At 72.2% G+C, this 24,319-nt stretch carries 28 protein-coding genes; 8 read left to right on the top strand and 20 right to left on the bottom strand.

Annotated elements, in window-relative coordinates:
- From ABD844_RS17760 to ABD844_RS17745, 4 genes are all read right to left on the bottom strand, one after another.
- Positions 1 to 306, bottom strand: a 306-nt coding sequence (locus ABD844_RS17760) for a hypothetical protein (protein WP_344878342.1), incomplete at its 3' end; no start/stop codon positions are given.
- Positions 307 to 405: 99 nt separating this feature from the next.
- Positions 406 to 1,143 (bottom strand): class I SAM-dependent methyltransferase, encoded by a 738-nt coding sequence (locus ABD844_RS17755; protein WP_344878339.1) that lies wholly within the window; start codon positions 1,141 to 1,143, stop codon positions 406 to 408.
- Between the two features lie 136 nt (positions 1,144 to 1,279).
- Entirely contained in the window at positions 1,280 to 2,131 is an 852-nt protein-coding gene (locus tag ABD844_RS17750) for an ABC transporter permease (protein WP_344878336.1), read from the bottom strand.
- Positions 2,128 to 3,045, bottom strand: a complete 918-nt coding sequence (locus ABD844_RS17745) for an ABC transporter ATP-binding protein (RefSeq protein WP_344878333.1) — start codon at positions 3,043 to 3,045, stop codon at positions 2,128 to 2,130. The genes ABD844_RS17750 and ABD844_RS17745 overlap by 4 nt, the downstream gene beginning before the upstream one ends.
- 155 nt (positions 3,046 to 3,200) lie before the next feature.
- On the opposite strand from ABD844_RS17745, the gene ABD844_RS17740 reads away from it, so the two are divergent.
- From ABD844_RS17740 to ABD844_RS17730, 3 genes are read left to right on the top strand one after another with little or no spacing between them, the layout of a single operon-like run.
- Positions 3,201 to 3,683 carry a phosphoheptose isomerase gene (locus tag ABD844_RS17740; RefSeq protein ID WP_344878329.1) on the top strand — a complete coding sequence of 161 codons (483 nt, stop codon included), beginning with the start codon at positions 3,201 to 3,203 and terminating at the stop codon, positions 3,681 to 3,683.
- Positions 3,680 to 3,880, top strand: coding sequence for a HypC/HybG/HupF family hydrogenase formation chaperone (locus tag ABD844_RS17735; protein ID WP_344878326.1), 201 nt, complete (start codon positions 3,680 to 3,682; stop codon positions 3,878 to 3,880). Before ABD844_RS17740 ends, ABD844_RS17735 begins: the two co-directional genes overlap by 4 nt.
- On the top strand, positions 3,877 to 4,476 hold the full coding sequence (locus ABD844_RS17730; protein ID WP_344878323.1) for a D-sedoheptulose-7-phosphate isomerase: 600 nt from the start codon (positions 3,877 to 3,879) through the stop codon (positions 4,474 to 4,476). The genes ABD844_RS17735 and ABD844_RS17730 overlap by 4 nt, the downstream gene beginning before the upstream one ends.
- Here the strand turns inward: ABD844_RS17730 and hypE are convergent.
- The 13 genes from hypE to ABD844_RS17670 are packed head-to-tail and all read right to left on the bottom strand — an operon-like array spanning position 4,459 to position 14,350.
- Positions 4,459 to 5,544 (bottom strand): hydrogenase expression/formation protein HypE, encoded by a 1,086-nt coding sequence (gene hypE / locus ABD844_RS17725; RefSeq protein WP_344878320.1) that lies wholly within the window; start codon positions 5,542 to 5,544, stop codon positions 4,459 to 4,461. The genes ABD844_RS17730 and hypE overlap by 18 nt on opposite strands.
- Positions 5,541 to 6,656, bottom strand: a complete 1,116-nt coding sequence (gene hypD / locus ABD844_RS17720) for a hydrogenase formation protein HypD (protein WP_344878317.1) — start codon at positions 6,654 to 6,656, stop codon at positions 5,541 to 5,543. Before hypD ends, hypE begins: the two co-directional genes overlap by 4 nt.
- A gap of 9 nt (positions 6,657 to 6,665) precedes the next feature.
- Positions 6,666 to 6,938 (bottom strand): HypC/HybG/HupF family hydrogenase formation chaperone, encoded by a 273-nt coding sequence (locus ABD844_RS17715; protein WP_344878314.1) that lies wholly within the window; start codon positions 6,936 to 6,938, stop codon positions 6,666 to 6,668.
- Entirely contained in the window at positions 6,916 to 7,284 is a 369-nt protein-coding gene (locus ABD844_RS17710) for a hydrogenase maturation nickel metallochaperone HypA/HybF (RefSeq protein ID WP_344878311.1), read from the bottom strand. Before ABD844_RS17710 ends, ABD844_RS17715 begins: the two co-directional genes overlap by 23 nt.
- Entirely contained in the window at positions 7,285 to 7,392 is a 108-nt protein-coding gene (locus ABD844_RS53165) for a DUF6893 family small protein (RefSeq protein ID WP_425568598.1), read from the bottom strand.
- Between the two features lie 11 nt (positions 7,393 to 7,403).
- Positions 7,404 to 8,345: a hydrogenase maturation protease gene (locus tag ABD844_RS17705; RefSeq protein WP_344878308.1), complete on the bottom strand. Its 942-nt coding sequence runs from the start codon at positions 8,343 to 8,345 to the stop codon at positions 7,404 to 7,406.
- Complete coding sequence (locus ABD844_RS17700) at positions 8,342 to 9,316, bottom strand: hypothetical protein (RefSeq protein ID WP_344878305.1); 975 nt, start codon at positions 9,314 to 9,316, stop codon at positions 8,342 to 8,344. The genes ABD844_RS17705 and ABD844_RS17700 overlap by 4 nt, the downstream gene beginning before the upstream one ends.
- A 4-nt stretch (positions 9,317 to 9,320) precedes the next feature.
- The gene (locus tag ABD844_RS17695; protein WP_344878302.1) at positions 9,321 to 10,079 is read right to left on the bottom strand and encodes a DUF6084 family protein; all 759 of its coding nucleotides are present in this window, start codon (positions 10,077 to 10,079) and stop codon (positions 9,321 to 9,323) included.
- Positions 10,080 to 10,082: 3 nt separating this feature from the next.
- Entirely contained in the window at positions 10,083 to 10,301 is a 219-nt protein-coding gene (locus ABD844_RS17690) for a hypothetical protein (RefSeq protein ID WP_344878299.1), read from the bottom strand.
- Positions 10,298 to 10,960, bottom strand: coding sequence for a DUF5947 family protein (locus ABD844_RS17685; RefSeq protein ID WP_344878296.1), 663 nt, complete (start codon positions 10,958 to 10,960; stop codon positions 10,298 to 10,300). The genes ABD844_RS17690 and ABD844_RS17685 overlap by 4 nt, the downstream gene beginning before the upstream one ends.
- The gene (locus ABD844_RS17680; protein ID WP_344878293.1) at positions 10,957 to 11,496 is read right to left on the bottom strand and encodes a hypothetical protein; all 540 of its coding nucleotides are present in this window, start codon (positions 11,494 to 11,496) and stop codon (positions 10,957 to 10,959) included. Before ABD844_RS17680 ends, ABD844_RS17685 begins: the two co-directional genes overlap by 4 nt.
- 10 nt (positions 11,497 to 11,506) lie before the next feature.
- The gene (locus ABD844_RS17675) at positions 11,507 to 13,303 is read right to left on the bottom strand and encodes a nickel-dependent hydrogenase large subunit (RefSeq protein WP_344878290.1); all 1,797 of its coding nucleotides are present in this window, start codon (positions 13,301 to 13,303) and stop codon (positions 11,507 to 11,509) included.
- A gap of 12 nt (positions 13,304 to 13,315) precedes the next feature.
- Entirely contained in the window at positions 13,316 to 14,350 is a 1,035-nt protein-coding gene (locus ABD844_RS17670) for an NADH-quinone oxidoreductase subunit B family protein (protein ID WP_344878287.1), read from the bottom strand.
- Positions 14,351 to 14,639: 289 nt separating this feature from the next.
- Here ABD844_RS17670 and ABD844_RS17665 point away from each other — a divergent pair, with 289 nt between their 5' ends.
- Positions 14,640 to 15,065: a hypothetical protein gene (locus ABD844_RS17665; RefSeq protein ID WP_344878284.1), complete on the top strand. Its 426-nt coding sequence runs from the start codon at positions 14,640 to 14,642 to the stop codon at positions 15,063 to 15,065.
- A gap of 21 nt (positions 15,066 to 15,086) precedes the next feature.
- On the opposite strand, the gene ABD844_RS17660 is transcribed toward ABD844_RS17665, so the two are convergent.
- On the bottom strand, positions 15,087 to 15,725 hold the full coding sequence (locus tag ABD844_RS17660; protein ID WP_344878281.1) for a nucleoside/nucleotide kinase family protein: 639 nt from the start codon (positions 15,723 to 15,725) through the stop codon (positions 15,087 to 15,089).
- A 200-nt stretch (positions 15,726 to 15,925) separates the two neighbouring features.
- On the opposite strand from ABD844_RS17660, the gene argG reads away from it, so the two are divergent.
- The 4 genes from argG to ABD844_RS17640 all read left to right on the top strand — a co-directional run bounded on the left by argG (position 15,926) and on the right by ABD844_RS17640 (position 20,776).
- A complete protein-coding gene (argG, locus tag ABD844_RS17655) occupies positions 15,926 to 17,386 on the top strand; it encodes an argininosuccinate synthase (RefSeq protein WP_344878276.1) in 1,461 nt (486 codons plus the stop codon).
- Positions 17,387 to 17,693: 307 nt separating this feature from the next.
- Positions 17,694 to 18,503, top strand: a complete 810-nt coding sequence (locus tag ABD844_RS17650) for an SAM-dependent methyltransferase (protein ID WP_344878273.1) — start codon at positions 17,694 to 17,696, stop codon at positions 18,501 to 18,503.
- Between the two features lie 222 nt (positions 18,504 to 18,725).
- Positions 18,726 to 19,601 (top strand): sulfotransferase family protein, encoded by an 876-nt coding sequence (locus tag ABD844_RS17645; protein ID WP_344878270.1) that lies wholly within the window; start codon positions 18,726 to 18,728, stop codon positions 19,599 to 19,601.
- Positions 19,598 to 20,776, top strand: coding sequence for a glycosyltransferase family 4 protein (locus ABD844_RS17640; protein ID WP_344878267.1), 1,179 nt, complete (start codon positions 19,598 to 19,600; stop codon positions 20,774 to 20,776). The genes ABD844_RS17645 and ABD844_RS17640 overlap by 4 nt, the downstream gene beginning before the upstream one ends.
- A gap of 90 nt (positions 20,777 to 20,866) precedes the next feature.
- Here the strand turns inward: ABD844_RS17640 and ABD844_RS17635 are convergent, their stop codons facing one another.
- The gene (locus tag ABD844_RS17635; protein ID WP_344878264.1) at positions 20,867 to 22,510 is read right to left on the bottom strand and encodes a serine/threonine-protein kinase; all 1,644 of its coding nucleotides are present in this window, start codon (positions 22,508 to 22,510) and stop codon (positions 20,867 to 20,869) included.
- A gap of 85 nt (positions 22,511 to 22,595) precedes the next feature.
- Positions 22,596 to 24,319, bottom strand: a 1,724-nt coding sequence (locus ABD844_RS17630; protein ID WP_344878261.1) for an ATP-binding protein, incomplete at its 5' end; no start/stop codon positions are given.

Raw genomic sequence — 24,319 nt, 5'->3', positions numbered from 1 at the left:
CGAGCGCGCGGCGGGGACGCGGGTGGACGGCTCGGGGGCGGCGACGGACCACGGATGACGGAAGCCGGGCGGCCCGGAGGCGAGCGTGACCGCCGCGCCCGTCGCACCGCTCGGGCCCGACCAGGCCCGCAGCGAGAGAGCCGGGGGCGGAACCTCCCGCACCCCGGAGTGGCGCTGCTCGGGCCCCCAGGTGGCCTGCCGGACGGTCTGGGCGCGGGTGACCTGCGCGGCGGCCTGCGCGTGGGCGGCGACCGGCAGGAACCAGGACAGGAGGAGCAGCAGCGCGGCGGACAGCCGGGTGCGCATGTCGCCTCCCCTCCCTTCGAGGCTCACCATAACCTCGAATCGCCGTCGCCGGGATCATGCGGGGACGCCCGGGGTGCGGGAGACGGCGGACGCCTGCGGCTAACGGGCGGTCTCGGGACTCCGGGCCAGGAACACGAACTCGCGGCCGGGCCGGTCGGGCGCGTCCCTGACCTCCTCCAGCGCGTAGCCGTGGGCGGCCAGGTCCGCCTCGACCTCGTCGCGCTCGCGGAAGCGCAGCGTCGAGTCCGAGGTCAGCACCTGGCCGTCGGAGGCGAAGATCCACGTTCCGCGGAAGGTCACCAGCGGCAGGCTGACGTCGAGCAGGTCGAACCACTGCTCCACCCTGCCCAGGCCGGCGATCTCGGCCACCTGGTACGAGTCGTCCCTGGTCCACCCGAGCCAGGCGCGCCGGGCCGGGTCGCGGGTCTCGAACATCAGCAGCCCTCCGGGCCGCAGCAGCCCGCGTACGGCGGCCAGGGTGGCCCGCCAGTCGGCGGGGTCGGCGATGGCCTGGGCCACGTTCGCCGTCATGGTGGCGAGGTCGGCCCGCATCGGCGGCACGGCCGTGGCGTCGCCGTGGATCCAGCGCACCCGCTCGGCGCCCGGTTTGGCCCGTGCGACGTCGAGCGAGGCCCCGGCCGGGTCGACGCCCGTCACCTCGACTCCCCTGTTTGCCAGCAGCAGCGCGAACGTACCCGTGCCGCACCCCACGTCGAGCACCGTGCGCGCGCCGCGCTCGGCGGCGACGGCGGCATAGGGCTCCAGGTCACCGCGGTCGGGGTCGAACGGGTCGTAGACGGCGGCCAGGCGTGGATCCTCGAAGACCGCGTCAGCCATGGCCGCCACGATACGCGGCCCGCACGGCACGAGTCTTCCGAATTTTCGGCCCGCCCGGCCTCCCCGTCGCCCCGGCCCTCCCGTCGCCCCGGCCTCTCCGTCGCCCCGGCCTCCCGACGTCCCGGAATCGTCGCGGTCAGGCGACGCGTTGGAGGGCTCGTTCGCGGCGGGCCGCGACGGTGGAGCCGGACTCCCCGCGCGCCATCCGCCGCAGCACGATCGGCGCCACGGCCAGCCCCAGCACCGCCCACGCCGCCAGGACCCCGGCCGTCTCCAGGTGCCGCCACGACTCGCCGATCTCGACCGCGACCGCGCCGTCCGGCAGCAGGGCGGAACGCATCCCGAGGCCCAGCCAGTAGACCGGGAAGACCTGCGCGATCGCCTGCGCCCACTCGGGCAGCACGGTGATCGGGTAGAACACGCCGGAGACGGCGATCAGGCCGAGCATCGGGAGCTGGAGCAGTCCCTGGCCGCGCGCGCTGGTGAACACCGAGCCCAGCACCGCGCCGATCGGCAGCGTCGCCACCAGCCCGAGCAGGAACACCCACAGCAGCGTCAGCCACGAGCCCGGGCCGGCGACGACGAGACCGGGCACCAGGAGCAGGCCGGGGATCAGGAAGATGGCCAGGTCGACCACCAGTCCGCCGGACACCATGACGATCTTGCCGATCAGGTAACCCGTCATGCCGTTGGGGGTCGCCTTGGCCCGCAGCAGGGTGCCGTCCTCGCGGTCGGCGGTGAGGTGCTGGCTCATGGTGATCATGGCCATGCCCGCGTTCATGCCCAGGATGCTCGGCACGGCCAGGGTGCCCAGCGAGAACGCGGTCTGCCCGAACGACACGTCCCGCAGGAAGTACGTGGTGATCAGCATCAGCACGGGCCAGAAGCAGTGGTTGAACAGGTCGCCCGCGTTGGTGAGCGACTGGCGCAGCTCGATGAGGCCGCGGGACCAGCCTGCCCGCCAGGCCGTGGTGGCAGAGTTGCTCATCGGAGTCGTCCCTCCTGGTTCCGGGGCTCGGCCTCGGCCCGCGTTTCGGCGTGGCGGACCAGGGAGAGGTAGGTGTCCTCCAGGGAGGCGCGGCGGACCTCCAGGTGCTCGATCGCCGCGCCGTACCGGTCGAACAGGCCGCGGACGAACGGCGTGGACTCCCGGGTCGTGTGCCGGTGGCCGCGGCCGTCGTGCCGCCAGCGGACCTCGTCCTCGCCCGCGATCTGTTCGGCGAGCTGCCCGGGCGTGCCGTCAGCGATGATCCGGCCGCCGTCGAGTACCACGATCCGGTCGGCGAGCCGTTCGGCCTCGGCCAGGTCATGCGTGGTGAGCAGCACCGTGGTCTCGCCGGCCAGGCCCTCGATCAGCTCGTGGAAGCCGCGCCGGGCCACCGGGTCGAGCCCGGCGGTGGGCTCGTCCAGGAAGATCAGCTCGGGCCGGCCGACGAGCCCGATCGCGACGTCGAGCCTGCGCCGCTGACCGCCGGAGAGCGTCCTGATCTTGCGTCCGGCCTGCTCGGTGAGGCCGACCGCGGCGACGAGCCGGTCCGCGTCCCAGGGCCGGGCGATGGACGGGGTGGAGTAGGCCGCGTAGTAGCGTCCGAGGTGGGCGAGCAGCTCGCGTACCCGCCATTTGCCGTGGTCGCGCCACGACTGCAGGACGACGCCCACCCGCGCCCGCCAGCGCTCGTCACCGCGCGCCGGGTCCTCGCCGAGCACCTCGACCTGCCCGGCAGACCGCATCCGGAAGCCCTCCATGATCTCGATCGTGGTGGTCTTCCCCGCGCCGTTGGGGCCGAGCAGGCACAGCACCTCCCCCTGGTACGCCTGGAAGCTCACGTCGCGCAGGACGTCGGTCGTGCCGTAACGCATGCGCAGGCCGCCGACGTCGAGCACCACCCGGCTCGTCGCCATTCCCGTTCCGCCTTTCCTCAGGGTGTCGGCGTGAAGAGCGCCGACTCCTAAGCAACCGTAGTTGACTAATTTCGGATTAGTCAACCGGAGTTGCTTGATGGAAGTTTGCCGTTTCCCTCCGGGCGACCCGCCCCGAGCTGGGCTGGAATGGGGGTATGGGTGATCTGCTCGACCTGGCCCGCGCCGAGCGCGCGGCCCCCGGTGCGGCGCTGGCGGAGGACGCGGCCGATCTGGTATGTGCCGCGCGGGCCATGTCAGAACGCTTCCGGCACGGCGGACGGCTGCTCGCCTTCGGATCCCCGGCGGACGCGGCGCACGTGGCGGTGGAGTTCACCCACCCGGTGATCGTGGGCAAGCGGGCACTGCCCGCGCTGTCCGTGGACGCCGCCCTGCTGCGCACTCTGGGCCGGGCCGGAGACCTCGCCGTCGGCATCGGGCCGCCGATCGACGGCCGCGCCCTGGAGACGGCCGCCGCCCTGGGCATGCTGACGGTCGTCCTCACCATGCCCGGCGCCGTCGCGGCGGCCGATCACGTGCTGGTCGCGCGTACCTCCGACCCCATGATCGCCCGGGAGCTCCACGTCACCGCCTACCACCTCCTCTGGGAGCTGGTCCACATCTTCCTGGAGACCTCATGACCGACTGCGAACGCTGCGTGACCTGCGGGGACGTCGCCATCCCCGTCCAGGTCACCGAACTGCTGCCCGACGGGATGGCGCTGGCCATCACCGGGGCGGGGATGAAGGAGATCAGCGTGGCGCTGGTGACGGGGGTGCGGCCGGGTGACACCGTACTGGTCCACGCCGAGGAGGCGATCGCGGTGGTGCCGCGATGACCGGGACGCTCTACCCGTTCCTGCGCCGCGACCCCGCCGACCTCACCGCCTCCACCGCCGCCAAGGCGCGCGAGAGCCTGGAGCTGCGGCTGCGGGTGCTCGACGAGCTGGGACCCGCGCTGGCGGCGTGCGCGACGGACGTGGCGGCGGCCCTGCGCGAGGGCGGGCGGCTGTACGCCTTCGGCAACGGCGGCAGCAGCACCGACGCCGAGTCCGTGGCGGCGCTCTTCACCGCGCGCGACCTGCCCGCGATCTCGCTGGCCTGCGACACCGCGCTGGTGACCGCGCTCGGCAACGACATCGGGTTCGAGGTGGTCTTCGCCCGCCAGCTCGCCGCGCTCGGCGGGCCTGGCGACGTGGCGGTGGCGCTGTCGACCAGCGGCGGCTCGGCCAACGTGCTGCGCGGGCTGGACGAGGCCCGGCGGACGGGCATGGTGACGGTCGGGTTCGCCGGGTCGGGCGGCGGGCGGATGGCCTCGGAACGGCTGGCGGAGCACCTGTTCGTGGTGCCGTCGTCGTCGGTGCACCGGATCCAGGAGGCGCAGGCGACCCTGTACCACCTGCTGGTCGAGCTGGTCTCAGCAGATGCGCGGTAGCGGGTCGCCGACCAGCACGTCCACCACGCGCGTGCCGCCGACCCCGGTACGCAGCAGCACCAGCGCGGCGGGCTCGGCGGCGACCGTGCCGACGATCGCGGCCTCGGCCCCGAGCGGGTGGGCGCGCAGCGCGTCCAGGGCGCGTTCGGCGTGCCCGCCGTCCACGACGGCCACGAACCGGCCCTCGCAGGCGACGTAGAGCGGATCGAGGCCGAGCAGCTCGCACACGCCGGTCACCTCAGGACGTACCGGAACGGCCGCCTCCTCCAGCACCACGGCCACCCCGGAGGCGGCGGCCACCTCGTTGAGCACGGTCGCCAGACCGCCTCGGGTGGCGTCGCGCAGCGTCCTGACCTGGCCGGGCACGGCGTCCAGCAGCCCGGCGACGATCTCGTGCAGCGGCGCGGTGTCGGAGGCGATCGGAGCCTCGATCTCGAAGTCGCCCCTGGCCAGCATGATCGCGGCGCCGTGCGCGCCGATCGGGCCCGACACGAGAACGGCGTCGCCGGGGCGGGCGGCCCCGGCCGAGAGCGTGACCGGCCGCTCGACCAGCCCGACGCCCGTCGTGGTGATGTAGCAGCCGTCGGCCCGGCCGCGCTGGACGACCTTGGTGTCACCGGTGACGATCTCCACCTTCGCGGCGGCGGCGGCCTGCGCCATGGAGGCCACGACCCGGCGCAGGTCCTCGACCGGGAAGCCCTCCTCCAGGATGAACCCCGCCGACAGGTAGCGCGGGCGGGCGCCGCACATCGCGAGGTCGTTCACGGTGCCGTTGACGGCCAGGTCGCCGATGTCACCGCCGGGGAAGAACAGCGGCGAGACCACGTACGAGTCGGTGGTGAACGCCAGCCTGCCCGTGCCGAGCGGCCCGTCGAACGGCAGGATCGCGCCGTCCTCCAGCGGGGCGAGCAGCGGGTTGCGGAACGCCTCCAGGAAGACGGCCTCGACCAGCGTCTGCGTGGCCTTGCCGCCGGAGCCGTGGGCGAGCGTGATGCGCTCCTCCCTGACGACCGGCTTGCGGCGGCGGGCCCGCTCGATGCGGTCGAGCACCTGCTGCTCGCGGTTCACGTCAGCGCCCTCTCCCTGGTGAAGCGGCCGAAGTTGTAGTACGCGGCGCACGCGCCCTCCGAGGAGACCATGCAGGTGCCGATCGGCGTCTCCGGGGTGCAGGCCGTGCCGAACACCTTGCACTCCCACGGCTTGAGCACGCCCTTGAGCACCTCGCCGCACTGGCAGGAGCGCGGATCGGCGACCCGTACGCCGGGCAGGTCGAAGACGCGCTCGGCGTCGAAGGCCGCGTACTCCTCGGCCATCGCCAGCGCCGAGTGGGCGATGAAGCCGAGCCCGCGCCACTCGAAGTGCGGGCGCAGCCGCATCACCTGGCCGATGGCGCGCATCGCGACCTGGTTGCCGTCCCACGGCACGACCCTGGCGTACTGGTTCTCCACCTCGCAGCGGCCCTCGGCGAGCTGGCCGAGCAGCATGTGCACGGAGGCCAGGATGTCCAGCGGCTCGAACCCGGCCACCACCAGCGGCTTGCGGTAGTCGCGGGCGATGAACGCGTACGGCTCGCAGCCGATCACCGCCGACACGTGACCGGGGCCGATGAACCCGTCGAGCCGCAGGTCCGGCGAGTCGAGGATGGCCTTGATCGCCGGGATGATCATGACGTGGTTGCAGAAGACCGAGAAGTTGCGCACCCCTTCCGCCGCCGCCCGCAGCACGGTCATGGCGGTGGAGGGCGCGGTGGTCTCGAAGCCGATGGCCATGAAGACGACCCGGTGGTCCGGGTTCGACTTGGCGATCTTGAGGGCGTCGAGCGGCGAGTACACCATGCGGATGTCCGCGCCCGCCGCCTTGGCGTCGAGGAACGAACCGGTGCCGCCGGGCACCCGCAGCAGGTCGCCGAACGAGGTCATGATCACGCCGGGCTGCCTGGCGATGTGGATGGCGTCGTCCACCCGGCCCATCGGGATCACGCACACCGGGCAGCCTGGACCGTGGACCAGCGACACCTGCTCCGGCAGGTGGTCCTCCAGGCCGTGCTTGTAGATGGTGTGCGTGTGCCCGCCGCACACCTCCATGAACGCGTACGACCGCCCCGGCCGGCACCGCGCCGCGATGTCGGCGGCCAGCGCCCGTGCCCGGCCCGCGTCACGGTACTCGTCGACGAACCGCATCCGCCCCCCTCAAGAGATGTCCGACGCCCGCAGCGCGTCGATCTCGTCCGCGTACGGCTGCCCCAGCCCCTCCAGGTAGTCGAGGACGGCCTGCGCCTCCGACTCGGAGATCTTGGACAGCGCGAACCCCACATGCACGAGCACCCAGTCGCCCGGCTTCAGCTCCTGCTCGGCCAGCAGGCCCACGTTGATGCGCCGCCGCACCCCGCTGACCTCCACCACGGCCAGGTCGTCGTGCTCCCCGGCCGGGCCGATCAGCTCACCTGGAATGCCCAGGCACATCGGCCGCCCCCTCGCCACCGAACCAGACCGACTCCAGCACCAGCTCGTCGCCGCCGCTGACGCCCACGTCGCCGCTCTCGCAGCGCGGGCACGCCGCCAGCACGTCGGTCGACTCCGACTCCCGGCCACAGGTCCGGCACTCGACCGTGACCGGCGTGATGACCAGGTCCACCACCGCGTCCTGCGCGGCCGTACCCCGGGCGGCGAGCGTGAACGCCTGCCCGAACGCCTCCTCGGCCACCGCGTGCCTGGCGCCGACGCGTACCCGCGCGGAGGCCACGCGCCTGCCCGCCGCCTGGCGGTGAATCAGCTCGACGAGGCCCTCGCACAGCCCGATCTCGTGCACCTACATCCGCTCCATCCTGAAATACCGGCGGATCTCCGGCCATTGGTGGGCCACGACCGCCGCCAGCCCGCAGGCCAGGAGCAGCCACTTCGCCCTCGACTTCCACATGTCACATCACCTCATTCCTGAGCACGATCGCGGCAGCCAGGTCCGGCGCTTTCCGCAATCATTTCCATAACCAGGGCTTTCACCAGGTTCGCCGCCTCGGGGACGGCCGCGCGTACGGGCTCGCTCAGCTCGTACAGCGCCTCGCCGAGGCTCTCGGGCTCGCAGCACACCACGCGCACCACGCCGGGCACCCGGCCCAGCTCGGCGGCGAGCCGCAGCACCTTGACCGGGTCCATGCCGTGCGTCTCCAGCGCCGCCCCGCGCGACGGGGCGCCCGGGTCGACGACGGTGAGCGTGCCCGGCGGCTCGCCGCGCGGGGCGGCGTCCACCAGGACGGCGGCGTCGTAGTCGCGTTGCAGCGCGTACGCCAGGTCCATGCCCCGGATGCCGAAGTCGGCCACGTCCACGCCCGGGACGCGCGGCAGGCCGGACAGGTGGCGTACCACCTCGACGCCGAAGCCGTCGTCCCCCAGGAACACGTTGCCGATCCCGGCCACCAGCACCCGGTACGCCCGCTCGCCCAGCGGCTCGACCTCCTCGGCCGCGTAGAAGAAGCGGTGGCCCGGCAGACGGGCCTCGCCCAGGTCGCGCCCGGGGTCGTCGTCGAGCGTGACGGCGACGTGGAAGGCGCCCTCGGCGTCCTGCTCGACGGCCTCGACCACGCCGTCCCTTCCGGCCAGGACCAGGTCCAGGACGTCGGCGCGGGCGTGGGGGCGCAGCCGTACGCGGCTGCCCGCCGTCACGGTCACGCCGTCGATCACCACTTCGCCCGGGCCCCTCGACTCCATGCGCTCCCAGAACCCGGCCGCGCCGCCTGCCATGGGGCCGGTCGTGAGGTCCGTCGTGAGGTCGGTCGCTCGGTCCGGCGCGTGATCCATCACGGCGTCCATCGCGGGGCCGGTCGTGCCGTCGGTCATGTGGTCGGTCATGTGGTCGGTCATGTGGTCGGTCATGGGGTCGGCTCCGTCTTGCGCATGATGCCGTGCAGGCGCATCAACTGCTCCTCCGTGAGTGCCGTGCAGCGGTCGAGGATCTCCCGGGCGCGCGGGTCGCCGTCGCGGATCTCGGCCCGCTCCCCGTCGCTGAGCGCCAGGACGCTGAGCGTGAGGAGCTGGTCGATCTCGGTCGCGTCGAACAGGTCGCCGGGGCTTTCCTGAGCGATCCGCGGGTGGTCGTACAGGATGATCGGCGACGCCAGCATCGTGCGGAGGTCCGCCCCCACCAGCACCGGCCACGCGCCGTCGTTCCGGCAGCCCGCCGCGTGCTCGCGCAGGTGCTCGGGCGGGTCCATGAGCGAGACGAAACGGCCACGCGGCACGTGCAGCACGGCGTGCGCCGAGACGAACGTCCGCGCGAGCGCCTCCACCCGCGCCCTGGCCTGGTCCCGCGTTCCGAGGTCGCGCGTTCCGACGTCCCCTGTTCCGAGGTCCCGCGTTCCGGGGGCCTGGGTGTCGGGGGCCCGGGTGTCGGGGGCGGGTTCCGGGGTGGTGTTGACCAGGTCGGCCGTGATCCGGAACAGCCCGGGTCCCAGCGGCTCGGCGGCAACCTCGACGTGTCCGCGCAGCGCCTCCCAGCGGTGCGGCACTTCTCCCTCGCGTTCCTCCCCGGCCGTCAGGTCGATCTCCGTGCGGACGGAGCCGCCGCCGAGGGTGAGCACCCGGGCGCTCACCTCGCGCTCGCGGGCCTCCTCGCCCCTGCCCCTGGCCACGACGTGCAGGAACCGCACGCACACCTCGACGGTGTCGTCCGGGCCGGCCTCCACCAGGCACTGGGTACGCATCCGGCACCGGCCGCCGTCGTACCACCCGGGGTGGACGCCGCCGATCGTCCACCGGTGCCGGTTCTTCAGCGCCGACTCCCGGTACGGCCACAGCAGGTACCCCTCGTACAGCACGGCCCGCGCGATCTGCCTGATCTCGTCCATCGGCTCACCTCCCGGCCAGCAGCGAGCGGATGGCGTCGTCCCAGCCGGGCAGCGTGTGCCGGACCCGGTAGGCGTACAGCAGGTCGAACGTGTCGCGGCCGAGCCGGAGCCAGGCGGTGTGCGGGAAGTGGCGCTCCATCAGCTCCCGCCACACGCGCACCGGCATCGCGAAGCCCGCCTCGGTACGCCGGGGCAGGTGGGCGGCCTGGAGCCGGTCGCCGTCGAGGTAGAAGAGCGTGCCGGTGAACAGGAAGTCCAGCGGCGCGTCTCCGTCCGCCAGGCCGTGGAAGTACTTGGCGGCGGCCACCTCGAAGTCGTACGTGCAGGGCACGGTGACCCGGACCCGCGTGCTGCCGGTGAAGCCGGGCACCTGGGTGACGGTCTGGGCCCACAGCAGGCTCGACAGGTTGCGCGACCACTCCTGCGGCGGGCCGAACAGCTCCGCGAGCCGCTCCTGGTCGTCCTCGCCGTAGGCGCGGCGGGTGGCGTCGATGCGTACCTGGGTGGCCAGCGTGAGCGAACGTACCTCGGCCCCGCCCGGGACGTCGATGCTCAGCGTGAAGTCGAGCGCGGGCACGGCGGCGGGCGCGGCGGGCTCGACGCCCACGACCTCGATACGCGGCTCGGGCGGCTCGGACGGCCCGCCCGGCGCGCGCGTCAGCGGTGCTGTGCCCGGCCGAGTCCCCGGCGGCACGGCGGCCGACACGGGCGTCGGCGGTGCGGTGGCCGACGTGGGCGTCGGCGGTTTGGTGGTCGGTGGCATCGGCTAGGCGGGTGAGAGGTTGGGCATGCTGGGGTCGATCGGGTCGTGCCTGCCGGGGTTGACGCCGGTCGAGCGCTTGGCGGTGGAGCGGCCGTCGGGCAGGTGGCCGGGCTGGCTCTCGTAGTTGCCGGTCGCGTTGCCCTCCTTGATGCCCTTGACGTGGGAGGGCGCGTCGGGCCGGATGTCGGGCCTGCCCGTCTTGATGGGCTTCTTCGCGGTCATGCCGGGCTCCTGTCTTCGCTGAGGTCGGTGAAGAAACGGTCGATCAGCTCGCGTACGGCCGAGCCGCCGGTCAGGCCCTGCCAGCGGGCCCGTACCAGGCCCACGAGCCGGTAGCAGTCGTCCAGCGGGACGATCCAGGCCCCGTGGTCGCGGTCGAGCAGCAGCGCCTCGACGTCGGGCTCCAAACGGGCGAGCGCCGGGTCGTCCCAAGCCGGGGCCGCGACGGCGCCCGCCGGGCTGGGGTAGTACATGACCGGGCGTTCCGCGGCGGAGTCGCGTACCAGGAAGACCGTGCGCACGGGGGCGCCCAGGCCCGTCCACGCGAAGCCGGTCAGCCGCTCGCGCCGCCTCGGCACGAGGCGGTACTGTCCGCCCCCGGCCGCCTCGTGGTCGAAGAGCACCTGGCAGGCGCGGCAGGCGCAGCGCAGCTCGCGGATGGTGAGGTCGAGCAGGTGGCGGTGGCCGGCGGGCACGGGCTCGCCGCACATGTCGCACCGCTCATCCGCGCCCGTGGACCCGGTGTCTGTGGACGCGGTGCCTGTGGACGCGGTGCCTGTGGACGCGGCGGCCGCGTCGTCCTGGGCGGCGGGCGGGCGGTCGTCCGCCATGCCGGGGCGCCTGCCGCCGGGCAGGGCCAGCAGCCGCAGCAACCCCGTCATCGGGTCACCGGTCCACGCCGGATGGTCAGGGTGTCGAGCGGGATCAGCGGGCGTTCGTCCGGCTCGATCTCGACCCGGTCGACCTCAGGGGCCACCGCGCGGATGGCCTGCTCGACCTCCGCCGTGGCCGAGGTGCGGCAGCCCGACGAGCGTACGCGGACGCGCACCAGGCCGTCCGCCACCGACACGATCTCGCCCCCGAGCCCCGCCACCGCCGCCTCCGCCCGGGTCCGGGTGTCCAGCGGGTGCAGGTCGTGCAGCAGAAGCAGGGGCGAGACCAGCTCGTCGGCGGCCACCTCGACCGCCACCGCCTCGCCCGCCAGCGCCAGGATCCGCGCCAGCCCCTCCCCGTAGAGTGCCAGCAGCTCCTTGACCAGCTCGACCGCCGCAGGACCCGCCTCGTCCAGCATCGCCTCGATGCGCTCGATCCGCTCCGCCGCCCCCGCCCATTCCGGCGGCGACGGCGGAGGCTGCTGCTGTGTCGAGGTCGGGGCCGGGGCCGGGGTCTGGTCCGGCGTCACCGTCCGTTCCGGCATCTCCGCCGCCCTATCCGGCCGCGCCGAACGTCGGCGAGTGCACCTGCTGGAGCACCTTGCCGCCGCCGAGGTACATGTGGACGCCGCACGGCAGGCACGGGTCGAAGCTGCGTACGGTACGCATGATGTCGATGCCCTTGAACGAGTCGGGCCCGTTCTCCTCGAAGATCGGCTGCCCCTGCACCGCGTCCTCGTACGGCCCCGGCGTGCCGAAGCTGTCGCGAGGGCTGGCGTTCCAGGGCGTCGGCGGGTACGGATGGTAGTTCGCGATCTTGCCGTCCCTGATCACCATGTGGTGCGAGAGCACCCCGCGCACCGCCTCGTGGAACCCGCAGCCGATCGCCTCCTCGGGCACGTCGAAGTCGCTGAACACCTTCGTCCGCCCGGCCCTGACCTCGGCCATCGCCTGCTCGATGAAGTGGACGGCCATCCCCGCCGCGTACGCGACGAAGTAGACGCGGGCCCGGTTGCGCTCGATGGTGTTCGACCAGCGCGGCACCCTCCACTCGAAGCTCATCTCGGGCAGCGACTTGCTCCTTGGCAGGTTGATCTCCACCGAGTGCCCGGTGGCGCGTACGGTGCCGGTGTCGACCAGCCCGGCGAGCGCGGTCGTCCAGAGCCTGGCCAGCGGGCCGCCGCCGGTGTCGAGCGCCAGGTGGTCGCCGGTGCGCTTGTCGTACCAGCGAGGGCTCATCACCCAGCTGTAGTTGCCGTCGAGGTCGCGTTTCTGCGGGTGGGGCAGCGTGGTCTGGTTCCACGGGTGGCGCTGGTCCACCGGGTTGCCGAGCGGGTCGTGGGTGACGAACGTCTCCTCGCCCTGCCAGTCGTCGTAGTACGAGCTGCCCAGCATGATCCGGATGCCGAGGTTGATGTCCACCAGGTCGGTGGTCAGCAGCTCCCCGTCGAGCACGATGCCGGGGGTGACGAACATCCGGCGGCCCCACTCGCTCATGTGCCGGTAGTCGTAGTCGACGTGGGCCGGGTCCTGGAACGCCCCCCAGCAGCCGAGCATCACCCTGCGGCGGCCGACCTCCTCGTAGCCGGGCAGCGCCTCGTAGAAGAAGTCGAACAGGTCGTCGTTCATCGGGACGGCCCGCTTGACGAAGTCGAGCACGCGCAGCAGCCTGGCCAGGTAGTCGGTGAACACCTGGGGCGTGGCCACGGTGCCCACGCCGCCCGGGTAGAGCGTGGAGGGGTGCACGTGGCGGCCCTCCATCAGGCAGCACATCTCCCTGGTGACCCGGCTGACCTGCAGCGCCTCCTGGTAGACGGCGCCGGTGAACGGGTTGAACGCGCGCATGACGTCGGCGATCGTGCGGTGGCCGTGGATGCGGGCGTTGGGCGCCTCGGTGGTCTCGGCGCGGCGCAGCACGCTGGGGTTGGTCTGCTTGACCATCTGCTCGCAGTAGTCGACGAAGACCAGGTTGTCCTGGAAGAGCGTGTGGTCGAACATGTACTCGGCCGCCTCGCCGAGGTTGACGATCCACTCGGCGAGCGGGGGCGGCTTGACCCCGTACGCCATGTTCTGGGCGTAGACCGAGCAGGTCGCATGGTTGTCACCGCAGATGCCGCAGATGCGGCTGGTGATGAAGTGCGCGTCGCGCGGATCCTTGCCCTTCATGAACACGCTGTAGCCGCGGAACAGCGACGAGGTGCTCTTGCATTCGACCACCTCGCCGTTGTTGAAGTCGATCTTCGTGTAGATGCCGAGGTTGCCGATGATCCTCGTGATCGGATCCCAGGACATCTCGACCAGCTCGCGCTCGGTCTCCGTCGCCTGGCCGCGTCCCCTGGTGCGGGTTGTCACCTTGCCGTCTCCCTAGTTGCCCCAGCGCGGGTCGTACCCGCTGGTCAGCTTGCGGCCTCTGTGCCGCCACTTCGGCTCCTTGCTGGCCGCGTGGTTGGTGATGGAACGGAGCCTGCGGATCAACGACCCGTACGCGTGGCTCATCGACGCCGACACCGTGGCACCGGGCGGCGCGTCCATGAAGGGCATGAACTTGTCGGGGAAGCCGGGCATCGTGCAGCCGATGCAGATGCCGCCCACGTTGGGGCAGCCGCCGACCCCGTCCATCCAGCCGCGCTTGGTGACGTTGCAGTTGACCACCGGCCCCCAGCAGCCGACGCGCACCAGGCACTTGGGCGAGTTGTAGTCGTGGGCGAAGTCGCCCTGCTCGTAGTAGCCGGCGCGGTCGCAGCCCTCGTGCACCGTCTTGCCGAACAGCCAGGTGGGGCGGAGCAGGTCGTCCAGCGGGATCGTCGGGGCCATGCCCGCCGACTGGTAGAGCAGCCAGGTCAGCGTCTCCATGAAGTTGTCGGGCTGCACCGGGCAGCCGGGCACGTTCACGATCGGCAGGTCGCCGGCCGAGCGGAAGTCGCGGCCGAGGTAGTCGGACAGGCCCATGCAGCCGGTCGGGTTTCCGGCCATCGCGTGGATGCCCCCGTACGTGGCGCAGGTGCCGATCGCGACCACCGCCCACGCCTTGGGCGCCAGCCGGTCGATCCACTCGTTGACGGTGATGGGCTGGCCGGTCTCCGGGTCGCTGCCCATCGAGGTCCAGAAGCCGTCGCCGTTGATGCGCTCGTTCGGGATCGAGCCCTCCACCACGAAGATGAACGGCCCCAGCTCACCCCGCTCCGCCTGCCTGAAGGCGGCCAGGAAGTCCTCGCCCACCTCGGTCGCCAGGACCTTGTTGTGCAGGTGGACCTTGGGCAGGCCCGGCACCAGGCCGAGCAGCACGTCCTCCAGGCTCGGCAGCGTGGCGGCGGTGATCGACACGGTGTCGCCGTCGCAGCTCATGCCCTCGGAGGTCCACAGAATGTGCACCTCGTCGAGCGCGGTGGATGTCGTCATGGCCCAACCCCCCGTGTGGCCACTCCAGGTGAATGTCACTCACCTCTCGGTAGCGGACATACCGCGCCTCTGACCTGCGCAAACCCAGAGCATCGCGTGCGTTTCAGCACGGATCGGAGGGTAGGCGGAGCGGACGTGGTGGCTGACGCGCCGCCGGAGAGCCCGCCTAACCTGACACCAGGTGAGCTTTCTATGGCGAAAAGTGTTATAAGTGCCGTCTTGTGTGAAGGTAGGGGATCGGGCGGACACTCGTAGCGAACGCTCATCGTCTGCCCGGGGGTGGTTCCTCGTGCGCGACGGGTTCGAATCCCGCGAATCCTGGCCCTTCGAGTGCCTACGCTGCCTGTACGTCTGGGAAGAGGATTACGTCGTCAGGCACCTGACCGACGACCACGGCAACGATGTCGAGGTCTGGCTCAGCTTCGGCGTACCCGTACAGCCGCCGTGGTCGGGGCTGTCCTGCCCGGAGTGCGGCGCCTTTCACCTGACCTCGTTCCCGTCCGGCTATCTGGCCCGGCATCCGGAGCTGACGGCCGCGCCCGATCCGTTGCCGCTGGCCAGGGTGCCGGCGGTGCCCATCAAGGACATCGAGCTGACCGCCGACCGGCCGGGGCTGCCGCGCCGGCTGCTGATCGCGATCGGCTTACCGGTGGTCGCCTTCGTGGGCTACGAGCTCTACCAGTACGTCCTGGCGCCCGCCGTCCCGCACCACTAGGGGCCCGGGAGCGGCGGCCCGTCAGAGGACGGCCGGTCCGCCGACGTCGATCCGCAGGTCCGCGCCCGTACGGGTGGCGCGGATCGCGGCGGCGTTGGGCTCGTCGACCTCGGTGACCCAGCGGGCGGCCTGGTCGGGGGTCTTGCCGAACTCGACGTGCCGCCGGACGAGCCGCTCCAGGCGGACGTGGTCGTCGAGGTCGGCGTACCAGACCTCGGTCATGGCGGCGCGCACCCGGGGCCAGGGCTCCTCGCCGGACAGCAGGTAGTTGCCCTCGCTGACGACGACCCGCGTGCCCGGCGGCACGGGGATGGCGCCGGCGATGGGCTGCTCGATCTCGCGGTCGAACGAGGGGGCGTAGACCGTGTCGGCGGTCTCGGCGCGCAGGCGGCGCAGGAGTGCCAGGTAGCCGTGGGCGTCGAAGGTGTCGGCGGCGCCCTTGCGGGACAGCCTGCCCAGGCGTTCGAGCTCGACGTCGGCCAGGTGGAAGCCGTCCATCGGCACCCAGACGGCCGGCAGCCCGGCGGCGGTGAGCGCTCCGGCGAGCCGCCCGGCCAGCGTGGACTTGCCCGCTCCCGGGCACCCCGCGATGCCGACCAGCACCCGCCCGCCGCCGTCCGCCAGCCGCCGCACCCGCTCGACCAGCCCTTCGGCGCCCATCGCCCACCCCCGTCTCCTCGATCCGGCCTTCCGCGCGGGACCGGATCGACCGCATGCTACGTGACCGGCCCTGCCACCCAAGAATCCCCTCGTCAGACCAGGTCGGAGCGACGGCGGGCACCGGGCCGGGGCTGCTTCGCTGTCCATTTCATGGGACGGGCTTTGAATGGTCATGCATCCTTGTGTATATACTTCTACTCGTGTCCAAGATGCTCACCTCTCTCCCAGTCGGCGAACGCGTCGGGATCGCCTTCTCCGGCGGCCTCGACACCTCGGTGGCGGTCGCGTGGATGCGCGAGAAGGGTGCAGTGCCCTGCACCTACACCGCCGACATCGGCCAGTACGACGAGCCCGACATCGCCTCGGTGCCGGGCCGCGCCACGGCGTACGGCGCGGCGGTCGCCCGGCTGGTCGACTGCCGGGAAGCCCTCGTCGAGGAGGGCCTGGCCGCCCTGGCCTGCGGAGCGTTCCACATCCGCTCCGGCGGCCGCGCGTACTTCAACACCACCCCGCTCGGCCGGGCCGTCACGGGTACGCTGCTGGTGCGCGCGATGCTCGACGACGAGGTGCTGATCTGGGGCGACGGCTCCACGTTCAAGGGCAACGACATCGAGCGGTTCTACCGCTACGGCCTGCTCGCCAACCCGTCCCTGCGCATCTACAAGCCGTGGCTCGACGCCGACTTCGTCAACGAGCTGGGCGGTCGCAAGGAGATGTCGGAGTGGCTGCTCGCCCGTGACCTGCCCTACCGGGCCAGCACGGAGAAGGCGTACTCCACCGACGCGAACATCTGGGGCGCGACCCACGAGGCCAAGTCGCTGGAGCACCTCGACACGGGTATCGAGATCGTCGAGCCGATCATGGGCGTACGGTTCTGGGACCCGTCCGTCGAGATCCCCGCCGAGGACGTCACGATCGCCTTCGAGCGCGGGCGGCCGATGTCGATCAACGGCAAGGAGTTTCCCTCCGCCGTCGATCTGGTGCTGGAGGCCAACGCCATCGGCGGGCGGCACGGCCTGGGCATGTCCGACCAGATCGAGAACCGCGTCATCGAGGCCAAGAGCCGGGGCATCTACGAGGCGCCGGGCATGGCGCTGCTGCACGCGGCGTACGAGCGGCTGGTCAACGCCATCCACAACGAGGACACGCTGGCGAGCTACTACACCGAGGGCCGCAAGCTGGGCCGGCTGCTCTACGAGGGCCGCTGGCTCGACCCGCAGTCTCTGATGCTGCGCGAGTCGCTGCAGCGGTGGGTCGGCACGGCGGTCACCGGCGAGGTGACGCTGCGCCTGCGGCGCGGGGAGGACTACTCGATCCTCGACACCTCGGGCCCGGCGTTCAGCTATCACCCCGACAAGCTGTCCATGGAACGCACCGAGGACGCCGCCTTCGGACCCCTCGACCGTATCGGCCAGCTCACGATGCGCAACCTCGACATCGCCGACTCGCGCGCCAAGCTGGAGCAGTACGCCGGGCTCGGCATGGTCGGCAGCCCGCACCAGACGCTGCTCGGCGCCACCCAGACGGCCGCCGCCGGGCTGATCGGCGAGATGGACGAGGGCGGCGCCGAGGCGATCGCCTCCCGTGGCGAGGTGCCGGGCGACCTCCCCGACGACGACGTGCTCCTCGACAACGCCGCCATGGAGCTGGGCACCGACTGACGCTCCCCGGCCCGGGCGCGCACCGGTCGTCCGCAGCCCCTCACCGCACGTCGGTGGGGGGCTTTGTCGGTATGGCAGGGCGTGTTTGACGGCTCAGGCGGGCACATCCGTACAGCGGGAACCCTTGCCACGATGATTCTGGTAACAAACATTTCCCAAGATAACCGGTCTACCGGGTTGTCATTGACTGGAATTGTTGGAACATATGGTTCGAGTCATCGAGTGAAGTCCAAAGATCGCTTACCGCAAAAGGGTCAGCGGCGAGGGGAAAGGGGCAACGCTCATGCACCAACGTGCTGTCCGAAATTTGGCCAAGCTGGAAACGACGCAGGCCAGGATCACGCGCATTTTCGATGCCGCGGCCGGCGGGAAGAACAACTTCCTGGTCGACAAGGACACGGTACGCCATTTCGATCAAGCGGCTCCCGCCCTCACCACGGCGGCCCGCGCGGTGCTCGAGTTCCTCTCACGAGTGATACGCCATCTGGCCACGGTCGAGGACGTCGACCAATTCATGATCATAGGCAGCGGAATCCCCAGCGGGCTCTCGGCCGGCCACGGACTGCACGACATGGCCCGCCGTCCCACAGGCCCCGCCCCCCGCGTGCTGTACGTCGAGTCCAACCCCATGGTGGTGACCCTGGCCCAGGCCACCATCGAGCCGTTCACCGACCTGGTGCGGGTGGTGGAGGGCGACGTGCGGGAGATCGACGAGGTGCTCCGGCACCACGTGGTCAAGACGTTCATCGACTGGGAACGGCCGGTGGCCGTGCTGGTGCTCTCGGCCTACAGCCTCAACGACGACGAGTACGCCCACTACGTCATCAAGCGCCTGCGCCACAACGCGTCGGGCGGCAGCTTCCTCGGCCTGCTGCACACGACGTTCGACGGCGTCCCGCCGGAGTTACTGCCCGGCATCCGCGACCTGCTCGCCATGACCCTGCCCCACCTCGCGATCCGGTCCAAGGACGAGGTCGCCGCGCTGCTGGAAGGGCTCGACCTGATGGAGCCCGGACTGGTGTGGGTGCCCGAGTGGCATCCGGACGGCAGCGAACTCGCCTGCCGGGAGACGCCCACCTCGTCGGGCAACTACGGCGCCGTGGCCCGCATCCCCTGAAGAGACTTTCCCCTCCCCCTCATGAAGGGATCGCCCTGGAACTGGGAGCGCTCCCGCAGCAAATGGCCCCGGCCCCTCGGGGCGGCCCGAAAAGATCGTTCCGGTTCCTGATCAATTACGCCGCGTGATCTTTTGCCCGACCGAGCGGGTTCGGCGGGCTCTTTTGCCTGTTCAGGCATTCGTTCAGGGAATCTCCAGGTACGACGGGTAACCTCGCTTTGCATGAAGTGGCAGCGCACAATCAACGGGGCGCTGGCCAGGTACACCGGATTCCAAATCAACCGAGTAGGTAAAGCAGGGCAAGCGGCGAAGGCTCCGGACAAGACCTCGGTCAAGCGACCGAACACGCCGTTCCGGCCCCCGTCCGAACCGGAGATCGACCGCCTGGTGAAGTCACCGGTGTTCATCATCTCGCCGGTGCGATCGGGCTCGACGCTGCTGCGGGCGATGCTCAACGCTCACCCGGACCTGCACGCTCCCCACGAGCTGCACGTACGCCGGCTGAGAGTGGAATTCGATACCTCGCTGGCCGACAAGGCGATGGCGGCACTCGGGCACAACCGGGCCGACCTCGAACACCTGCTGTGGGACCGGGTCCTCCATCGTGAGCTGGTACGCAGCGGCAAGCGGTTCATCGTGGAGAAGACGCCGGCCAACGCCTTCGCCTACGAGCGGCTGGCCGCCTGCTGGCCGGACGCGCGGTTCGTGTTCCTGCTGCGCCACCCCGCCTCCATCGCGACCTCCTGGCACGAGGCCAGCCCCGACCGGCGCACTCCCGACGAGGCCGCGGCCGACGCGCTGCGGTACATGAAGGCCGTGCAGCGGGCCCGCGCGGCACTGCCCGGCCTGACCGTCCGCTACGAGGAGCTGACCGCGGACCCCGAGCGGATCGCCCGCGGCATCTGCGGGTTCCTCACCCTGCCCTGGGCTCCCGAGATGCTCTCCTACGGCACGCCCGACGTGGTGTCCAAGGGGCTCGGCGACTGGAAGGACAAGATCCGGTCCGGCGCCGTGCAGCGCGGCCGCGACCTGCCGCGCGCGGACGAGGTCCCCGCGGTGCTCAAGGACATGTGCCGGACCTGGGAGTACCTCGCATGAAGATCCGCTACATGCTGCTGCACGCCTACGGCATGGGCGGCACCATCCGTACCGTGGTCAACCAGGCCAACGCCATGGCCGAGGCGGGCCACGACGTCGAGATCGTCAGCGTGGTCCGGCGGCGCGACGAGCCGCAGTTCGCCATCGACCGGCGGGTGGCGGTGTCCGCGCTGGTCGACCAGCGCGGCGGCGTCCCCGCCGACTCCCTGGCCCGCAAGGTGTGGCGGCGGGCGCGCGGCAAGATCGTCCCGTACGGCGAGTTCGCCGCCGAGTGGTTCACCGAACGGGTCGAGGCGGCGGTCATGGACTACGTCTCCGGCCTGCGTGACGGCATCCTGGTCACCACCCGCCCCGCGCTCAACCTGATCTCGGCCCGCCGCGCCTCCTCCGGCGTGATCCGCGTCGCCCAGGAGCACATGAACCTGGGCTCCTACCACGAGGCCGTACGCGAGCAGATCGCCCGCCACTACGACCGCTTCGACGCCGTGGCGGTGCTGACCGAGACCAGCCGCAAGGAGTACCGCGACCTGCTGTCCGGCACGCCGGTGGTGCGCATCCCGAACGCCGTGCACATGGAGCAGCGCAAGCACTCCGACCAGAGCAACCCGATCGTGATCGCGGTCGGGCGGCTGGTGCCGCAGAAGGGGTTCGACATGCTCATCCCCGCCTTCGGCGCCGCCGCGGGCGAGCACCCTGAGTGGAAGCTGCGCATCTTCGGCACCGGCCCGTCGAAGGAACGCCTCCAGGCCCGCATCGACAAGGCCGGGCTCGGCGACCGGATCCGGCTGATGGGCCGCAGCAACGTCATCCACGAAGAGCTGGCCAAGGCGTCGGTCTACGCGCTCAGCTCGCGCATCGAGGGCCTGCCCATGGCCATGATCGAGGCGATGGGGCACGCCCTGCCGATCGTCGCCTTCGACTGTCCCACCGGGCCGGCCGACGTCCTGACCCCCGGCAAGGACGGCGTGCTGGTGCCGCCCCGCGACGTGGACGCCCTGGCCGAGGCGCTCGGGCGCGTGATGGGCGACCGCGACCTGCGCGTACGCCTGGGCGCCGCGGCGGCGGAGACGGCCCACGGCTACACGCCTGACGTGGTCATGCCGCTGTGGGAGAGGCTGTTCGCCGAGCTGACCGCGGGCCGGCCGATCACCGAAGGGCCCCACCCGGCCCGCTGACGAGACGGGTGCCCGCTCGGACAGCCCCCACACTTGGCGGGGCGGGCGCCCGGCCGAAGACCGGCGACGGGTCACCCCCGGCTTTGCCGGTCAGCACATGGTCCAGCTCGCCGACCTGGACTTGCGTACCGGGGAGGTGAGCTGGAAGACGACCGTGTGACTGGAGCCCAACTCGGGCTCGACCAGCTTCTTCGAGCCGAAGTAGTCGCTGTTCCCGTAGGACGGCAGCCGCCTGGACCCGCTCTCGATCACCTCGCCGTCGACCAGCCACTGGTAGGAGAAGGGGGCGCCGTTCTGGGTGGCGTCCAGGCCGACGCCGAAGTTCACCGAGCCCGAGTAGCAGGTGACGCCCTCCTGGTTGATCTTCGAGGAGCCGGCGACGCGCACGTAGGCGAGGTTGAACGAGGCTGCGGCCTTGGCCTTGCTCTTGGACGCCGTGGGGGACGGGCGGGTGGTCGTCGGTTTCGCCGTGGGCGTGACCGGCCGCTTCGTGGGGGTGGCGGCGGGCGTGGGGCGCGCGGTCGTACGCCGCTGGGACGGGGTGGTGCTCGGGCGGACGGTCCTGCTGGAAGAGGGGGACGGCGTCCGGGTCTTCTTCGCGCGCCCAGCGGCGGTCCCAGCGGCGGTCCCAGCGGCGGTCTTAGTGGCGGAGGGGGACGGCGTCGGGTCCTCGGATCCGGCGGCGGCCAGCGCCGACGAGACCGGGGTACGGGCGGAGGCGGCGTTCCAGACGACCACGCCCGTCACCAGACAGGCCGCGAGCGCCGCGGAGACCCCGGCGATCAGCGGCATCCGCCGCGCGGGGCGGCGGTGGGGCGGGAGGGTGTGGTGCGGCGCCTGCCGGTCCCCTGGAGCACCGGCGTGGGGCACGTGCTGAGCCGGGTGCGGGACCGGGTGCTGGGCCGGGTGCTGGACGGCGGCCCGCTGAGGGTGACCGCCCGGCCCAGGGTGGGCGCCACCGCCGATGAGGCGTAAGAGGACGTCCTGCATGCGGGGGCGGGCGGCCGGGTCCTTGGCCAGGCAGGCGTACACGATCGAGCGGAGCGGCTCCGGGAGGTCGCCCAGGAACGGCTCGTGGTTCAGGATCCGGTTGATGACGGCGGGCAGCGAGTCGTCGCCGAACGGGGGCGTGCCGGTGGCCGTGTACACCATGACCGAGCCCCAGGCGAACACGTCCGCCGCCGGGCCGACGTACGCGCCGGCGAGCTGCTCGGGCGCCATGTACGCGGGCGTGCCGACGATGCCGCTGGCCACCGTGAGCGCGGAGTCGGCGGCGCGGGCCACGCCGAAGTTGATCACGCGCGGCCCGTCCCGGCCGAGCAGCACGTTGGCGGGCTTGAAGTCGCGGTGCACGATGCCCGCCTGGTGGATGGCGGCCAGCGCCGTGGCCGTGCTGACGGCCAGCCGCTGCAGGTCGGCGCCGAGGTGACGGCCCGCTTGCTGGAGCGAGGGGCCTTCGACGTACTCGCTGACGATGTACGGCCGCCCGCCCATCGACGCGTCCAGCACCTGCGCGACGCAGAACGGCTCCACCCGCCGGGCCGCGGCCAGCTCCTTGGCGAAGCGGTCGTCGCCGCCCGCGGGGTGCCGCAGCACCTTGACGGCCACGGGCCGCCCGTCAGGGGCCTGGCCGAGGTAGACGACGCCCTGGCCGCCCTCGCCGAGCCGTCCGAGGAGGCGGTAGGCCGCGATCGCCTCGGGGTCGTCTGGGCGCAGGGGTTCGGCTTGGGGCATGAGCGGGATGACTCCTGTGACGGCCGGGACGGACCTCATGCACCCTAGCGGGATAAATCCGTACCTGTCGGCCATTCGCACGGGCCTACCGGGGTCCGGTGGCGCCTCGGGCGTGCTCGGTGGCGTACGCCTCGTCGCCCAGGATCGTGCGCAGGGTGGCCGCTGTCTGCTCGGCCTCGGGCCGGTCCGCCGGGGACTGTGACACGCCCGCCTCGGTCCTGGCGGCGGCGGCCGTTCCCAGCAGGCGCGCGGCCCGGGTGTGCTCGCCCAGGTCCGCGAGGGTGCCGGCCAGCGCCTCCATGGCTCGGGCGAGGGCACGCGGGTCGCCCCCGCCACGGGCGGCGCGTACGGCCTCCTCGTGCAGGGCGTGGGCCCGGGAGGCGTGGCCGCGCCGCCGGGCGACGAGCCCGAACTCGGTCAGGATGGCGGCGGCCACGCCGGGCTCGTACCCGTGCCGCCGGTGCCATTCCAGCACGACGCTCAGGTGGGCGTCGGCGGTGTCGAGGCGGCCCGTGTGGCGGGCGACCCGGCCGAGCCCGATGCGGGCGTACGTCTCGGCGAGCCTGAGCGACTGTTCGGCGGCCAGCCGCCGGGCGCGCTCGTACAGGGGCGCGGCCTGCGCGTGCTCGCCGGTGGCCAGGAGCACGTCCGCGAGCCCGCACAGCTTGAACGGGATCTCGGCGCCGAGCCCGAGTTGTTCGACGATGTCCAGGCTGCGGCGGAAGAGGGCGGTGGCGCGGTCGTACCGTCCGGTGGCCTCGGCGGCGGCGGCGAGGCTCTCCACGGCGAGCATCTGGCCCCAGGGGTCGCCCAGCTCGGCGAACGCGGCCAGGCTCCGCTCCGCGTCACGCTCCGCTTCCCCGGCGGCGCCGCGGGCGAGGGCGTGCCAGGCCCGGGTGTTCAGGGCGGCGGCGACCCCCCAGCGGTCTCCCCCTGCGCGGAACCCGGCCAGCGCCCGCCCGGTCAGCCGCTCGCTGCTCGCCAGGTCGCCGACCCCGAACAGCCCGGTGGCGAGGACCCACAACGCCCGCGGATCACCGTCCGTCCCCGGGGCGGTGGCCGATTCGTGACCGGTCATCATGGCGAGGGCGGCGCACCACGCCTCGGTGCCGTCCCCGCCCGCGCCGAGCGACAGGGCCGACGAGAACGCCCGATGCGCCTCCTCCAGGCGGCCCCGGAGCATCCAGTACCAGGCGAGCGCGGTGGCCAGGCGGCGCACCAGGGGCCCGTCCCCCGCGCGGACGGCGTCGTCGAGCACGCCGCGCAGGTTGGCCGTCTCGGCGTCCAGCACCTCCAGCCAGTGCCGCTGGCCGGGGCCGCGCAGCAGCGGGTCGGCGCGTTCGGCCAGCCCGGCGTAGTAGTCGTCGTGCCGCCGCCGCGCCTCGGCCAGCTCGCCCGACTCCGCCAGCCGCTCCACGCAGTACGCCGCCACCGACCCGGCCAGCCGATACCGGCCGCCGCTCACGGTCACCAGCGACCGGTCCACCAGCCCGGCCAGCAGATCCACCACGTCGTCACCGGAGCCGCCGGAGCCGCCGGAGCCGCCCGGGACGCCGGCGCGGGATACGCCGGAGCCTCCGTCGGTGACCCCGAAGCCGCCGGTCGCGTTCGGTGCCGCGCACACGGTCTCCGCCGCGCCGAGCGTGCAGCCGTCGGGGTGCAGGGCCAGGCGGCACAGCACGGCCCGCTCTGGCCCGGTCAGCAGCTCCCAGCTCCAGTCGATGGCCGCCCGCAGCGTGCGCTGCCGCGCGGGGGCGTCCCGCCGCCCGCCGGTGAGCAGCCTGAAGCGGGCGTCGAGGTGGCGGGTCA

The organism is Nonomuraea antimicrobica, assembly GCF_039536965.1.
Lineage (GTDB): Bacteria > Actinomycetota > Actinomycetes > Streptosporangiales > Streptosporangiaceae > Nonomuraea > Nonomuraea antimicrobica.
The sequence above is the reverse complement of the archived record's forward strand: the minus strand, read 5'-3'. Positions and strand labels throughout refer to the sequence as shown.

Coding starts and splice junctions, on each gene's coding strand:
- ABD844_RS17755 (WP_344878339.1), bottom strand. CDS start 1,143: ATGGCTGACGCGGTCTTCGAGGATCCACGCCTGGCCGCCGTCTACGAC.
- ABD844_RS17750 (WP_344878336.1), bottom strand. CDS start 2,131: ATGAGCAACTCTGCCACCACGGCCTGGCGGGCAGGCTGGTCCCGCGGC.
- ABD844_RS17745 (WP_344878333.1), bottom strand. CDS start 3,045: ATGGCGACGAGCCGGGTGGTGCTCGACGTCGGCGGCCTGCGCATGCGT.
- ABD844_RS17740 (WP_344878329.1), top strand. CDS start 3,201: ATGGGTGATCTGCTCGACCTGGCCCGCGCCGAGCGCGCGGCCCCCGGT.
- ABD844_RS17735 (WP_344878326.1), top strand. CDS start 3,680: ATGACCGACTGCGAACGCTGCGTGACCTGCGGGGACGTCGCCATCCCC.
- ABD844_RS17730 (WP_344878323.1), top strand. CDS start 3,877: ATGACCGGGACGCTCTACCCGTTCCTGCGCCGCGACCCCGCCGACCTC.
- hypD (WP_344878317.1), bottom strand. CDS start 6,656: ATGCGGTTCGTCGACGAGTACCGTGACGCGGGCCGGGCACGGGCGCTG.
- ABD844_RS17715 (WP_344878314.1), bottom strand. CDS start 6,938: ATGTGCCTGGGCATTCCAGGTGAGCTGATCGGCCCGGCCGGGGAGCAC.
- ABD844_RS53165 (WP_425568598.1), bottom strand. CDS start 7,392: ATGTGGAAGTCGAGGGCGAAGTGGCTGCTCCTGGCCTGCGGGCTGGCG.
- ABD844_RS17705 (WP_344878308.1), bottom strand. CDS start 8,345: ATGACCGACCACATGACCGACCACATGACCGACCACATGACCGACGGC.
- ABD844_RS17700 (WP_344878305.1), bottom strand. CDS start 9,316: ATGGACGAGATCAGGCAGATCGCGCGGGCCGTGCTGTACGAGGGGTAC.
- ABD844_RS17695 (WP_344878302.1), bottom strand. CDS start 10,079: ATGCCACCGACCACCAAACCGCCGACGCCCACGTCGGCCACCGCACCG.
- ABD844_RS17690 (WP_344878299.1), bottom strand. CDS start 10,301: ATGACCGCGAAGAAGCCCATCAAGACGGGCAGGCCCGACATCCGGCCC.
- ABD844_RS17685 (WP_344878296.1), bottom strand. CDS start 10,960: ATGACGGGGTTGCTGCGGCTGCTGGCCCTGCCCGGCGGCAGGCGCCCC.
- ABD844_RS17680 (WP_344878293.1), bottom strand. CDS start 11,496: ATGCCGGAACGGACGGTGACGCCGGACCAGACCCCGGCCCCGGCCCCG.
- ABD844_RS17670 (WP_344878287.1), bottom strand. CDS start 14,350: ATGACGACATCCACCGCGCTCGACGAGGTGCACATTCTGTGGACCTCC.
- ABD844_RS17660 (WP_344878281.1), bottom strand. CDS start 15,725: ATGGGCGCCGAAGGGCTGGTCGAGCGGGTGCGGCGGCTGGCGGACGGC.
- ABD844_RS17645 (WP_344878270.1), top strand. CDS start 18,726: ATGAAGTGGCAGCGCACAATCAACGGGGCGCTGGCCAGGTACACCGGA.
- ABD844_RS17640 (WP_344878267.1), top strand. CDS start 19,598: ATGAAGATCCGCTACATGCTGCTGCACGCCTACGGCATGGGCGGCACC.
- ABD844_RS17635 (WP_344878264.1), bottom strand. CDS start 22,510: ATGCCCCAAGCCGAACCCCTGCGCCCAGACGACCCCGAGGCGATCGCG.